The organism is Stenotrophomonas sp. 112478_Sma (assembly GCF_056479905.1).
The window spans coordinates 1,961,371-1,975,259 of sequence record NZ_CM151072.1 but is presented as its reverse complement, the minus strand read 5'-3'; the positions used below and the strand labels follow the sequence as shown (position 1 = coordinate 1,975,259).

Here is a 13,889-nt window from a genome sequence, read left to right as displayed (position 1 = left end):
GCGATGAACCAGTCCAAGCGTATCGACCCTCTGCTGAGGCGGGCACAGGAACATGAAGATGCGGTCGCCCGCGACCTGGCCGAGCGCCAGCGCCTTCTCGACACTCACCTGTCGCGTCTGGACGAACTGCGACGTTATGCCGAGGAGTACGCCAACGCACAGATGGCCGCGACCAGTCCCGCCCAGCTGTTGAACCGGCGTGCGTTCCTTGACCGCCTCGACAGTGCGGTGGAGCAACAGCAGCGCACCGTCGACGGCAACCGCGAGAAGGTCGAAGCCGAACGCGCGCGCCTGATCCTGGCCAGCCGCGACAAGGCGGTACTGGAGCAGCTGGCCGCCAGCTATCGCGCACAGGAAAAGGTGGTGACAGACCGCCGCGACCAGCGCGAGATGGATGACATCGGCGCGCGCCGCTCCCGCCTGGCGCAGGCCGAGGACCAGGACGGCGCAGACACCGGAGGCCGTTCGTGACGCCCGCCGCGCTTTCCGGCAGCAGCACGACGGCCACTCCGCCCGGCGTGGGCAGCAGCCCGTCGCGCACGGCACGCAGCGAAGGCGGCAAGGACTTCGGTCAGCTGCTGCAGGGCGGTGCGCCCGTCCCGCCCGCGGACAGCCCCGCGCCGACCGGCGTTGCGGCCACCGGCAGCGATGACGCCGCCAGCGTGCGGCCCCCCGCCAGCGAGCAGGCTACGGGCGAGGCCGCTGCGCCACCGGCCGGCAAGGCTGCGACCGACCAGGACGCGACGACGGAAACCGACGAAGCGCCCTGGCCTCCATTTGGACTGGCCGGGCTGGTGCTGGCCACCCCACTGCCCGCCGACCCTGCGGCCAGCGTCCCACCGTCCGCAACGGGCACAGCGCCTCCGGCCCTGGCGGCGACCACCGCCCCCCCATCGCCGGTTGCCGCGTCGCCTGCCGCCGTGGTGCAGTCACCCGCCACGGGCGTCGATGGCGAGGACGGCGCACTGTCCCTGCCTGTCCTGCCGACGGGCGACGCCGCGCTGGAGCGCAGCGGTGACACCGACAGCACGTTGCAGGGTGATCGTGCCCCGCCTGCACCCCTGCAGGCGCCCCTGCCCGCCGCACTGCAGGATCTGAAGGCGGCGCTGTCCAGCAACGCGGTCTTCAACGGTGAACCGACGCCGAAGCCGGTGCTTGGCGACGATGGATTCGACCAGGCCATTGGCGCCCGCCTGGGCTGGCTGGCCGACCAGAAGATCGGCCACGCCCACATCCGACTGAGCCCGGACGATCTGGGGCCGGTGGACGTACGCCTGCAGCTCAACGGTGACAAGGTCCACGCCAGTTTCAGCAGCCCGCACGTGGATGTCCGCCAGGCGCTGGAAAGCAGCCTGCCACGCCTGCGAGAACTGCTGGGCGAACAAGGCTTCCAGCTGGCCCACGCCGATGTCGGCCATCAGCCGGGCGGCGGTGGCGCACCTGCCGGCCAGGCCGGGCAGGAGGCAGGTCGGGGTGACGGAGAACCGACGCGGGGTGATGCCAGCCTGCCGGCCACCCCGTTGATCCGCCAGCGTGGCCTGCTGGACGCCTACGCCTGACGTGCGCGACCGACGCAGGCCCTGCCGACGGATTTCCGTCGCACCCTGTTCCCGGTGCATCGGCACACCCCTTGCATATCCCGGTGAAGCAACCCTCAGGAGCTTCACCTCGTGGCCGCAGCCGCTGACAAAACCAAGAAGAACGTCGAAAAGGACAAGGCCCGCACGCCGCGCAGTCCGATCCTGATCACCGCGCTGGTGGCCGTACTGGCTGCCGCTGCCGCCGGTGGCGGCGTGTGGTTCTTCACCCAGTCCACGCAGGAAGAAAAGACCAGCCAGGCGCCGAAGAAGAAGAACGCCACGCCGGCACCGGCGCAGTACTTCGCGCTGGAGCCCGCGTTCGTGGTCAACCTCAATGGTCCCATCGACGGCCCGCGCTACCTGCAGCTGGAAGTGCAGCTGATGACCCGTGATCCGGCCGCGCTGGAGGCGATCAAGACCCACGCCCCGGCCCTGCGTGCACGACTGCTGATGCTGTTCTCGCAGGTCGAGCCGGCACAGATCGCCGATATCGCCGGCAAGAAGAAGCTGCAGGCCGATTCGCTGGCCGAGGTGCAGAAGGTGCTCAAGGCCGAGACCGGCAGCAATGGTGCCGACGATCTGCTGTTCACCAGCTTCGTGACCCAGTAAGGGCCCACCGATGAATGATCTGCTGTCCCAGGACGAGATCGATGCCCTGCTCCACGGCGTGGACAGCGGCGCGGTCGAGACCGACCCGGAGCCGCCCTCCGGCGAAGCCCGTTCATACGACTTCGCCAGCCAGGACCGCATCATCCGCGGCCGCATGCCGACGCTGGAAATGGTCCACGAGCGCTTTGCACGCCTGTGGCGCATCGGCCTGTTCAACCTGATCCGGCGCTCGGCCGAACTGTCGGTGCGCGGCATCGAGCTGATCAAGTTCAACGACTACATGCATTCGCTGTATGTGCCGACCAACCTGAACCTGATCCGTTTCAAGCCACTGCGCGGCACCGGCCTGATCGTGTTCGAGCCGACCCTGGTGTTCGCCATCGTCGACAACTTCTTCGGCGGCGACGGGCGCTACCCCACCCGGATCGAAGGCCGCGAGTTCACCGCCACCGAGATGCGCGTGATCCATCTGCTGCTGAAGCAGACCTTCGCCGACCTGCGCGAAGCGTGGGCACCGGTGATGGACGTGGAATTCGAGTACATCAACTCGGAGATCAACCCGCACTTCGCGAACATCGTGACCCCGCGCGAATACGTGGTGGTGTGCCGCCTGCATGTCGAGCTCGACGGCGGCGGCGGCGACATCCACGTCACCCTGCCGTACTCGATGCTCGAACCGATCCGGGAGCTGCTCGATGCCGGCATCCAGAGCGATCGCAACGACCGCGACGAAAGCTGGGGCCAGACCCTGCGCGAGCAGCTCAACATCGCCGAAGTGACCCTGTCCAGCGTGCTGGCCAGCAAGCGCATGACCCTGCGTGACCTGACCCGGTTGAAGGTCGGCGACATCCTGCCGATCGAGCTGAGCCCGCAGGTGCCGCTGTGCGTGGAGAACATCCCGGTGTTCACCGGCGAATTCGGCATCGCCAACGGCATGAATGCCGTGAAGATCACTGCTACCCATCCGCCGGGCACCCGCCCGCGCGTACCCGTCATCCAGGAAGACCCGCAATGAACGATACCGACGCCCTCGAACCGACTCCGGCCCAGTTCGGCACCCTGCACGCCGACGAGGCCTCCGGGGTCGATCTGAATCTGGACGTGATCCTCGACGTGCCGGTGACCCTGTCGCTGGAAGTCGGCCGCGCCCGCCTGCCGATCCGCAACCTGCTGCAGCTCAACCAGGGTTCGGTGGTGGAGCTGGAGCGTGGCGCCGGTGAATCGCTCGACGTATTCGTCAACGGCACCCTGATCGCGCATGGCGAGGTCGTGGTGATCAATGACCGCTTCGGCGTGCGCCTGACCGATGTGGTCAGCCCGAGCGAACGCATCCGGAGACTGCGTTGAGCCTGCTGGCGTCCACCCTGCTGGGCGTCGGCAAGGCCGCCGCCCCGGTCGGCCAGCACGCGGCCTCGGCACCGGGCCTGTTCGGCGCGGTGCTGGCGCTGCTGGCCGTGCTGGCCCTGGTGGTCGGCCTGGGCTGGCTGCTCAAGCGCCTGCCCGGCAGCGGCTTCCGCCCGGCCGACGGCATGAAGCTGGTGGCCAGCCTCAGCGTCGGCGCCAAGGAACGCGTCGTGGTGGTGGAGGTCAACGGCCAACAACTGCTGCTGGGCGTCACCGCCGGCAGCATCAACGCCCTGCACACCCTTTCCGAACCGCTGCCGCCGCCCGCGCCGGTGCGCGTGCCGGACCTGAAGAACCTGCCGAATTTCGCCCAGCTGCTGCAGCAGCGGCTGCGCAAGGACCCCTGACATGCGTGTCATCCGTACCCGTCCAGCTACCCTGATCGCGTGGCTGCTGCTGATTGCCCTGTGCCTGCTGCCCGCGCTCGCCTTTGCCGCGCCGGGCGCTGCTCCGACCACGCCACTGCCGGATGTCAACGTGGGCAGGATCGGTGGCCAGCCGGTCAGCCTGCCGCTGCAGACACTGCTGCTGATGACGGCGATCACCCTGATCCCGTCGATGCTGCTGGTGCTGACCTCGTTCACCCGCATCATCATCGTGCTGGGCCTGCTGCGGCAGGCACTGGGCACCGGCCAGACCCCGTCCAACCAGGTGCTGCTGGGCCTGGCCCTGTTCCTCACCGCGATGGTGATGATGCCGACCTGGGACAAGGCGTGGAGCAGCGGAATGGCGCCCTACCTCAACGGCCAGATCGACTTCCAGACCGCGTGGACACTGACCACCCAGCCGCTGCGCGGCTTCATGCTGGCGCAGATCCGCGAGACCGACCTGATGACCTTCGCCGGCATCGCCGGGCACGGCACCTACGCCAGCCCGGATGCGATCCCGTTCCCGGTCCTGGTCGCCTCGTTCGTGACCAGCGAACTGAAGACCGCCTTCGAGATCGGTTTCCTGATCTTCATCCCGTTCGTGATCATCGATCTGGTCGTGGCCAGCGTGCTGATGTCGATGGGCATGATGATGCTGTCGCCGATGCTGGTCTCGGCACCCTTCAAGATCCTGCTGTTCGTGCTCGTCGACGGCTGGGTGCTGACGGTGGGAACGCTGGCGGCCAGCTTCAATCCGGCGTGACCCGGACCGGCGTGATTGCAGGGGCCGCCAGCCATTGCCGGCGGCCGCATTGACCACCGCCGGGCAGGACCCGGCGCTACCGATGGAAAGACGATGTCTCCCGAACTTGCCCTGACCGAATTGCGTGGCGGCCTGATTGCCGTACTGTGGGTGGCTGGCCCGCTGCTGCTGACCGTACTGGTAGTAGGTGTGGTGGTCGGTGTCGTGCAGGCCGCGACCCAGCTCAATGAGCCCACCATCGCCTTCGTCGCCAAGGCGGCAGCGTTGACCGCCGTGCTGTTCGCCCTGGGCAGCCTGCTGATCGGCCATCTGGTCGAATACACCACGCTGCTGTTCCAGCGCATTCCGCACCTGATCGGCTAGGACGCGCACCGCGATGGATGCCGCCACCCAGATGGCTGCCGACGGCCTGCAGGCCTTCGGCATGATCGGCACCGTGCTGTGGACGATGCTGCGCATCGGCGCGGTAGCCATGGCCATGCCCATGGTCGGCACCCGTGCGGTGCCGGCGCGGATCCGCGTGGTACTGGCCGGTACCCTCGCCATCGCGCTCGCCCCGCTGCTGCCGCCCGTGCCGGAGTGGACCGGCTTCGATGCGGCCACCGTGCTGACCATCGCCCGTGAGCTGGCCATCGGCGTGGCCATCGGCTTCCTGCTGCGGCTGGTGTTCGAAGCTGGCGCGATGGCCGGCGAACTGGTGGCACAGGGCACCGGCCTGGCGTTCGCGCAGATGAGCGACCCCCTGCGCGGCGGCACCTCCGGCGTGATCGGGCAGTGGTTCTACCTGTTGTTCGGCCTGCTGTTCTTCACCGCGAACGGCCACCTCGCGCTGATCTCGCTGGTCGTGGACAGCTACCGGGCACTGCCGATCGGTGCGCCGCTGCCCGATCCGCACGCGTTCTTCAGCATCGCCCCGACGTTCCTGCTGACCGTGCTGCGCGGTGCGTTGACACTGGCCATTCCGTTGACGGTGGCGATGCTGGCGGTGAACCTGGCATTCGGCGTGCTCGCCCGTGCGGCACCTGCGCTCAATCCGATCCAGCTCGGCCTGCCGGTGTCGCTGCTGCTGGGCCTGCTCCTGCTGGTCCTGCTGGCCGGCGAAATGGGGCCCCCGGTGCAACGACTGTTCGATGCGGCGTTCCAGGCTGCGGACGCGGTCACACACTGACGCTTCCATCACGCTTTGCTGCTTGCCGTCCCCCCGGGGACGCGCGTTAGAGTGAATACGCGGCAACCGGGGGGATGCCGCACCTGGCGGCCGCTTCTGGCTGCCTGCCACATGCATGCCCCACCGTAGTTTCCGTCGACAGGCAGGTCCGGGAGACTGACGAATGCTGGTAGGCACGTACAACGCATGGCTGGTGGCAGTCTCGCTGTTGGTGGCCGTGATGGCTTCCTACACGGCATTGGCGATGGCCGGACGCACGGTCACGGCACCCGGCAGGGGCGCGACCTGGTGGTGGCGGCTCGGTGGCGGCTTCGCGATGGGCCTGGGCATCTGGTCGATGCACTTCATCGGCATGCTGGCCTTCGACCTGCCCATTCCGCTGGGCTACGACCTGCCGATCACCCTGCTGTCGCTCGCCCTGGCCATCGCCTCGTCGGTGTTCGCGCTCTGGCTGGTCTCGCTGCCCACCCTGCCACATCCCCGCCTGGCAGGTGGCGCCTTGCTGATGGGCACCGGCATCGCCGGCATGCATTACGTCGGCATGGCCGCGATGCGCATGCAACCCGGCATCGACTACCACACGGGCTGGCTGCTGCTGTCGCTGCTGGTTGCGGTCGCTGCATCCTGGACCGCCCTCTACGTCGCCTTCCGCCTGCGCGCGCAGCGCACCCGGGTCGGTGACCGGCTGGCCGCCGCCGGCCTGCTCGGTCTGGCCATCGTGGGCATGCACTACACCGGCATGGCCGCCGCACGCTTTCCACAGGGCAGCATCTGCGGCGCTGCAGTGGGCGATGGCCTGCAGAGCACCTGGCTGGCGATGCTGGTGGTGGTGCTGACCGTCGCGATCCTGGCGGTGGTGCTGGTGGTGTCCTGGCTGGACCAGCGGGTGGAAGCGCAGCTGCTGCGCCTTCGCAACGCGATGCTGAGCACCTCGCTGACGGATGCGCAGGAGGAATTGACCCAGGCCGCGCTGCACGACCCCTTGACCCGCCTTCCGAACCGGCTACTGCTGCAACGGCGCATCGTGCAGTCACTGGCCGAAGCCGAACAGGGCGGCAGCCGCTTCGCGGTGATGTTCATGGACCTGGATGGCTTCAAGCAGGTCAACGATGCCTATGGCCACCAGGCCGGCGATGCCCTGCTGGTGGCCGTCGCCGAGCGCACCCGCCAGCTGCTGCGGCCGAACGACCTGCTGGCGCGGCTGGGCGGCGACGAGTTCGTGCTGGTGGTGCGCATCGACCATGACGAGGACCTGCCGACCCTGGCCCGGCGCATCCTGCAGGCGGTGGGAAGCGGCCCGCTGCTGCCGGACAACGAACTGCAGGTGACTGCCAGCATCGGCATCGCCATCTGCCCCGACCACGCCGCCAGCGAACGCCAGCTGATGGCCTTCGCCGACGCTGCGATGTACCAGGCCAAGGAATCCGGCCGAAACTCCTTTGTCCTGTTCGCGGATTGGATGAACGACAGCGCCGAACAGCAGTTCCGCCTGCTGGCCGACCTGCGCCGGGCGATCGGCAGCGAACAGCTGTTCCTGCACTACCAGCCGAAGATCCGCGTGGCCACCCAGAAGGTCGCCGGCGCCGAGGCGCTGATCCGCTGGCGTCATCCGGAACAGGGCCTGATTCCACCGGATCGCTTCATCCGCCTGGCCGAGCGCAGCGGCGCGATCAACGAGATCGGCCGCTGGGCGCTGGACCAGGCGTGCCTGCAACTGCGGCACTGGCACGACGCCGGCCACGAGGGCTGGTCGATATCGGTCAACCTGTCGCCGGTCCAGTTCAGCTCGCCGCACCTGCTGCGCGATGTGCGCGACGTGATCGAGCGGCATCGCATCACGCCGCGCAACCTGGTGCTGGAGATCACCGAAAGCACCGTGATGCGCGACACCGACACCAGTTTGCGGCTGCTGCAGGCGTTGTCGGTGCTGGGGGTCGGCATCTCCATCGACGATTTCGGCACCGGCTATTCCAGTCTGCTGTACCTCAAGCGCCTGCCGGCCACCGAGATCAAGATCGACCACGCCTTCGTGCGCGATCTCGAACACAGCGCGGAGGACGTGGTGATCGTATCGGCGATCGTGGCGCTGGGCCATGCACTGGACATGGACATTGTTGCCGAGGGCGTGGAAACGGCTGCCCAGCGTGCCTACCTTGAGCGGCTGGGGTGCGATTACCTGCAGGGCTACCTGCTCGGCCGCCCGGTCGATGCGGGCCGTTTCATGCAACTGCACGACCTGCCGCGGCCACGGGTGGAGCTGGCGCAGACCCCGCCCCCACCGGCCCCGCCAGGGTAAGGTCGGACTCTCCGCGGCGGGCGGCCACCCACCGTATGATGGCCACGCGCCCGCCATTGCAAGGAACACCCCGTGACCTTACGCGCTCTTCTTGCTGGCCTGCTGCTGGCGCTCACCTGCACCGGCGTGGCCGCCAGCGATCTGCGGTGGTCGCTGCCCCGCGATGCGCCGCCAGCACAGGTGGATACGGCACTGCAGGCGCTGGGTACGAAGCTGTTGCAGTCGGCAACGCTGACCGATGCACAGCGCTGCCATGCGCTGCTGGCCACGGGTCGCTACGCCGAGGCACGCACCATGATCGAGAAGCTGCGCGCGACGCTGGCCGCTGCCGGCGATGGCGCGGCGGCCCAGCGCTGGATGCCGATGCTGCTGGCAAGCACTGGCGCGCGGGATGCGGAAGCGTATTCGCGCGCCTTCCATTCGGCCTTTGCTGGCCTGGATGATGTTGCCGCCGTGCAGGCCGATGCAGCGCTTGCCTTGCCTCCCGCTGCGGTACAGGCGCAGCTGACGCAGGCGCTTGCGGCACAGGCCGATGCCGCCACCGTGCCGCAGTCAGCCGCGCTGGAGCTGGTGCGTCTGCAGGCTGTGTTGCGCGCGCAGACCCTGGCTGCGGCACTCGCCCCTGCACTGCTTGACGCAGAACAGCAACGCCGCTTCGTGATCGACAGCGGATTGCGTATCCCCGTGGCCGAAGGGGTGGTGCTGTCCGCACAGCTGGCACGGCCCCGCAGCGCGTCCGCGCCGCTGCCGACGGCCATGCTGTTCACCATCTACACCGACCCACCCAAGAACCGTCTGAAGATGCTGCTGGCCGCAGCCCACGGCTACGCCGGCATCGTGGTCGACGCACGCGGAAAAGGTCAGGGTACCGGCACCATCGCCCCCTACGAACACGACGGGGTGGACGCCAATGCCGCGATCGACTGGGTCAGCCGCCAGCCCTGGAGCGACGGTCGGGTCGCCATGTATGGCGGCAGCTATGAAGGATTCACCGCATGGGCGGCAGCGCGCCATCACCATCCGGCACTGAAGACCATCGTGCCCTACGTGGCTGCCATTCCGGGCCAGGGCCTGCCGATGGAGAACAACGTATTCCTCAGCGCCAACTACGGCTGGGCCTTCTACGTGGCCAATGGCCCGATGCTGGATACCGACACCTATGGGCAGCAGGACCGGTGGTCACAGCTGCCCGGCCGCTGGTATGCCTCCGGCCGGCCGTACCGGCAGATCGACCAGATCGATGGCACCCCCAATCCCTGGCTGCAGCGCTGGCTCGCCCACCCGGCCTATGATGGTTACTGGCAGGCCATGGTGCCGTACGCCGAAGACTTCAGGGACATCCGCATTCCGGTGCTGACCATTACCGGCTACTACGACGACGGCCAGATTTCCGCGTTGCAGTACTTCACCGATCACATGCGCTACCGGCCGGACGCCGATCATGTCCTGCTGATCGGGCCGTATGACCACGGCGGTGCCCAGGCCGCCAGCAAGCCGATGCAGCTGCGCGGCTACACGGTGGACCCGGTCGCGCAGTTCGATACGCCTGCGCTGACCTTCCAGTGGCTGGACCACGTACTTCGCGGTGCCCCGCGCCCGGCGCTTCTGGCCGACCAGGTCAACTTCCAGCTGATGGGCAGCAACACCTGGGGGCATGCAGCCACCCTTGATGCCGCTGCGGGCGGCCACCGCACGTACTACCTGTCGGCAGCCGCTGAGGGCGACCATCACCCGTTGCAGGAACAGCGGCCAACGCCGGGAACACTGCGGCAGACGGTGGACCTCGCTGACCGCACGGAGGTCCGGCATGGCTACTATCCGTTCCCGATCGTGGCCGCCGGGGACGAGCCGGACACGGCACTGACCTTCCTCTCCGAGCCCTTCCCAGCACCGATGGACCTGATCGGACGCTTCTCGGGCGATCTGAAGGTCCGCATCAACAAGCGCGACATGGACTTCACGGTCACCCTGTACGAGCTGCTGCCCGATGGGCGCCGGATGCAGCTGTCCTACTACGTCGGCCGGGCCAGCCACGTACGCGACCCGACCACGCGGCAGCTGCTGGTGCCGGGGCGATGGACCGACCTGCCCTTCGATCGCACCCGCATGGTCGCCCGCCGTGTGGGCGCGGGCAGCCGGCTGCTGGTGAAGGTGGACGTGCTCAAGGACGCCATGCACCAGGTGAACCACGGCACCGGACGCGATGTCAGCGACGAGTCAGCCGCCGATGCCGGTGAGCCCCTGCAGGTGGACTGGCACAGCGACAGCGCGCTGAGCATCCCGCTGCGGCCGGCCCTGCCCGGCTAGCGTCGGGCGTTGCCCCGGCGGTGAACCACGCGCCGCGGAACAGTTCTTGCAGGCAGCCCGGCATCCCCTGCCGCAGTGCCCGTGATGTCCGAGAACGAATCCGCCGGCGAAAAGACCGAACAACCCACCGAAAAACGCCTGCGCGAGGCCCGGGAACAGGGCAACCTGCCGCGTTCCCGCGAACTGGGGACCGCCGCGGTGTTCGGTGGCGGCGTGCTGGCGGTGATGGCCATGGGCGGCTCGATCGGCCGTGGTGCCACGCAATGGATGAAACAGGCGTTGAGTCCCGAGCAGGGGCTGCGGCAGAACCCGAAGGAACTGTTCGGCCACTTTGGCGACCTGCTGCTGCAGTTCATGCTGGTGATCACCCCGCTGGTGCTGGTCTGCCTGCTGGCCAGCTTCGTCGCCCCGCTGGTGATGGGCGGATTGCGCTGGTCGGCCAAAGCGATGATGCCCGACATCAATCGGCTGAACCCGCTGACCGGCCTCAAACGTCTGTACGGGCCGGAAGCCATCGCTGAATTCACCAAGTCACTGCTGCGCGTGGCGTTCGTGGGCGTCGCCGCCGGACTGGTGGTGTGGAGCGGCTTCGACACCCTGCGCGGGTTGATCCACCACCCACTGGAAACCGCCATCACCGATGGCCTGGGCTTCACCCTGCGACTGCTGCTGGCCACCGCCGGGGCAATGCTGGTGCTTGCGGCGATCGACGCGCCGTACCAGCGCTGGAACTGGATGCGCAAGCTGAAGATGACCCGCGAGGAACTGCGGCGGGAAATGAAGGAAAGCGAAGGCAGCCCGGAGGTGAAGGGCCGCATCCGCCAGCTCCAGCAGCAGATGGCCAACCGCCGGATGATGGAAGCGGTGCCCACCGCGGACGTGGTGGTGGTCAACCCGACCCACTACGCCGTGGCCCTGAAGTACGAGGGCGGCGCCATGAACGCGCCCACCGTGGTGGCGCTGGGCGTGGACGAGACCGCCCTGCGCATCCGTGAAGTCGCCGATGGCAACAAGGTCGCCATCGTCTCCGCCCCGCCTTTGGCACGCGCCTTGTATCGGGAAGGCCAACTCGGAAAGGAAATCCCCGTGAGACTGTATTCGGCCGTGGCCCAGGTCCTGTCCTACGTCTACCAGCTGCGCGCCTGGCGCACCGGCCCGATGCCGGGCGCCCCGCACATCGAGGTGGATGAATTCGGCAAGGGAGGCCGGGCATGAGCGCGCAGGCCTCGTCCGGATTCAACACCCGCCGGCTGCTGGAGATGATCCGCCAAGGCCTCGGCGCACCGCTGATCGTGCTGGCGCTGCTGGCGATGGTGGTGGTGCCGCTGGCGGCGCCCGTGCTCGATGCGCTGTTCACCTTCAACATCGCCATCTCGCTGATGGTGCTGTTGGCGGTGGTGTACGTGAAGCGCCCGCTGGATTTCACCATCTTCCCGATCGTGCTGCTGGTCACCACCATGCTGCGGCTGGCACTGAACGTGGCCTCCACCCGCGTCATCCTGCTCAATGGCCAGAATGGCCACGACGCGGCCGGCAAGGTCATCGCGGCGTTCGGTGAATTCGTGATCGGCGGCAACTATGCGGTCGGCATCGTGGTGTTCGCCATCCTGACCATCATCAACTTCGTGGTCATCACCAAGGGCGCCGGCCGTGTCTCGGAAGTGACCGCGCGCTTCATCCTCGACGCCATGCCCGGCAAGCAGATGGCCATCGATGCCGATCTCAACGCCGGCCTGCTGACGCGCGAAGAAGCCAAGCTGCGCCGCGAGGAGGTCCGCGAGGAAGCCGACTTCTATGGCGCGATGGACGGCGCCAGCAAGTTCATCCGGGGTGATGCGATTGCCGGCATCCTGATCCTGTTCATCAACATGCTCGGTGGCCTCGCCGTGGGCGTGCTGCAGCATGGCATGCCGTTCGGCGATGCCGCTGCGACCTACACCCTGCTGTCCATCGGTGACGGTCTGGTGGCGCAGCTGCCGGCCCTGCTGGTTTCCAGCGCAGTGGCGATGCTGGTCACCCGTGCCTCGCGCTCGCAGGACATGGCACAGGCGATGACCGGCCAGGTGTTCGGCCAGTACCGTGCCCTGGCCATCACGGCCGGCATCATCGGCCTGGTCGGCCTGGTGCCCGGCATGCCCAACGTCGCTTTCCTGACGCTTGCCTCCATTCTCGGCTTCATCGCCTGGAAGCTGTACCGGAAGGGACAGGCCCCGGCCCCGAGCGACGCTGCCGGCAGCGACCCCGGCGCGGTCAGTGCGCTGGGCCGACCGGCGGCGCCGGCCCCCACCGCAGAACTGAGCTGGGACGAACTGCGCCCGGTCGACCCGCTGGGGCTGGAGGTCGGTTACCGGCTGATTCCGCTGGTGGACAGCAATCAGGGCGGCGAACTCATGGCACGCATCAAGGGCGTGCGGCGCAAGCTGACCCAGGACGTGGGATTCCTGATTCCATCCGTGCACATCCGCGACAACCTGGAACTGCCGGCCAACGGCTACCGCGTGCTGGTGCATGGCGTGCCGGTGGCAACCGCCGAGATCCATCCCGACCGCGAACTGGCGCTGGACCCCGGCAGTGCGCTCGGCCCGCTGGACGGCATCGCCGGCAAGGATCCCGCCTTCGGCCTGGACGCTACCTGGATCCAGCCGCACCAGCGCGCCCAGGCCGAAACCATGGGCTACACCGTGGTCGACCCGGCCACCGTGGTCGCCACCCATCTTTCCCACCTGATCCGCGAGCATGCGCCGGAGCTGCTGGGCCACGAAGAGGTGCAGCACCTGCTGGCCAACCTCGCCAAGAGCGCACCCAAGCTCGTCGAAGATCTGACGCCCAAGGCGCTGCCGTTGTCGGCCGTGGTGCGGGTGCTGCAGAACCTGCTGGTGGAACGCATTCCGATCCGCCAGCTGCGCAAGATCGCCGAAGCACTGGTGGAGCACGCGCCGTCCAGCCAGGACCCGGCCACGCTCACCGCCGCAGTGCGCACCGCGCTCGGCCGCTTCATCGTGCAGGAGATCGCCGGAATGTCGGCGGAGCTGCCGGTGTTCACCCTCAACCCGCAATTGGAACGCGTCTTGCAGGAGTCCACGCAGGGCAACGGCGCCGCGCTGGAACCCGGGCTTGCCGAGCGACTGCATCAGAGTCTGGCCGAATGTGTCAGCAAGCAGGAAGCCCGCAACGAGCCCGCGGTCGTGCTGGTTCCCGGCCCGGTACGTGCCGCGTTGGCACGCCTGGTCCGTCACAGCGTTCCGTCGCTGTCGGTACTGGCGTACAGCGAAGTGCCGGAGGACAAGCGCCTGAAGCTGGTCGGAACGATCAGCTGACGCCGCCCACCGATGCGTCAGAAAACAGACACCACCTTCGAACCACCGCAACAGACAGATGCCAAGGGGAACTCGTT

Annotated in this window: 13 protein-coding genes; all 13 read left to right on the top strand. The window is 67.9% G+C overall.

Annotated features, from left to right (window positions below; all coding sequences use genetic code 11):
* The first annotated feature begins 3 nt into the window (after positions 1-3).
* On the top strand, positions 4-471 hold the full coding sequence (fliJ, locus tag ACZK08_RS09200; protein ID WP_065183030.1) for a flagellar export protein FliJ: 468 nt from the start codon (positions 4-6) through the stop codon (positions 469-471).
* The gene (locus ACZK08_RS09195) at positions 468-1,559 is read left to right on the top strand and encodes a flagellar hook-length control protein FliK (RefSeq protein ID WP_065183031.1); all 1,092 of its coding nucleotides are present in this window, start codon (positions 468-470) and stop codon (positions 1,557-1,559) included. The genes fliJ and ACZK08_RS09195 overlap by 4 nt, the downstream gene beginning before the upstream one ends.
* 111 nt (positions 1,560-1,670) lie before the next feature.
* A complete protein-coding gene (locus ACZK08_RS09190; RefSeq protein WP_053519600.1) occupies positions 1,671-2,189 on the top strand; it encodes a flagellar basal body-associated FliL family protein in 519 nt (172 codons plus the stop codon).
* 10 nt (positions 2,190-2,199) lie between these two features.
* Complete coding sequence (gene fliM / locus ACZK08_RS09185) at positions 2,200-3,204, top strand: flagellar motor switch protein FliM (RefSeq protein ID WP_065176161.1); 1,005 nt, start codon at positions 2,200-2,202, stop codon at positions 3,202-3,204.
* Positions 3,201-3,536, top strand: coding sequence for a flagellar motor switch protein FliN (fliN, locus tag ACZK08_RS09180; protein WP_053519602.1), 336 nt, complete (start codon positions 3,201-3,203; stop codon positions 3,534-3,536). The genes fliM and fliN overlap by 4 nt, the downstream gene beginning before the upstream one ends.
* Positions 3,533-3,940, top strand: coding sequence for a flagellar biosynthetic protein FliO (gene fliO, locus ACZK08_RS09175; RefSeq protein ID WP_053519603.1), 408 nt, complete (start codon positions 3,533-3,535; stop codon positions 3,938-3,940). Before fliN ends, fliO begins: the two co-directional genes overlap by 4 nt.
* Before the next feature lies 1 nt (position 3,941).
* The gene (gene fliP / locus ACZK08_RS09170) at positions 3,942-4,724 is read left to right on the top strand and encodes a flagellar type III secretion system pore protein FliP (RefSeq protein WP_053519604.1); all 783 of its coding nucleotides are present in this window, start codon (positions 3,942-3,944) and stop codon (positions 4,722-4,724) included.
* 93 nt (positions 4,725-4,817) lie between these two features.
* Positions 4,818-5,087, top strand: coding sequence for a flagellar biosynthetic protein FliQ (locus tag ACZK08_RS09165; RefSeq protein WP_053519605.1), 270 nt, complete (start codon positions 4,818-4,820; stop codon positions 5,085-5,087).
* Between the two features lie 13 nt (positions 5,088-5,100).
* Complete coding sequence (gene fliR / locus ACZK08_RS09160) at positions 5,101-5,892, top strand: flagellar biosynthetic protein FliR (RefSeq protein ID WP_065183032.1); 792 nt, start codon at positions 5,101-5,103, stop codon at positions 5,890-5,892.
* A gap of 163 nt (positions 5,893-6,055) precedes the next feature.
* Positions 6,056-8,188: a putative bifunctional diguanylate cyclase/phosphodiesterase gene (locus tag ACZK08_RS09155; protein ID WP_065176159.1), complete on the top strand. Its 2,133-nt coding sequence runs from the start codon at positions 6,056-6,058 to the stop codon at positions 8,186-8,188.
* 72 nt (positions 8,189-8,260) lie between these two features.
* A complete protein-coding gene (locus tag ACZK08_RS09150; RefSeq protein WP_065183033.1) occupies positions 8,261-10,495 on the top strand; it encodes a CocE/NonD family hydrolase in 2,235 nt (744 codons plus the stop codon).
* An 84-nt stretch (positions 10,496-10,579) separates the two neighbouring features.
* Positions 10,580-11,710 carry a flagellar biosynthesis protein FlhB gene (gene flhB / locus ACZK08_RS09145; protein WP_053520068.1) on the top strand — a complete coding sequence of 377 codons (1,131 nt, stop codon included), beginning with the start codon at positions 10,580-10,582 and terminating at the stop codon, positions 11,708-11,710.
* Positions 11,707-13,812: a flagellar biosynthesis protein FlhA gene (gene flhA, locus ACZK08_RS09140; RefSeq protein WP_065176156.1), complete on the top strand. Its 2,106-nt coding sequence runs from the start codon at positions 11,707-11,709 to the stop codon at positions 13,810-13,812. The genes flhB and flhA overlap by 4 nt, the downstream gene beginning before the upstream one ends.
* Positions 13,813-13,889 lie beyond the last annotated feature (77 nt).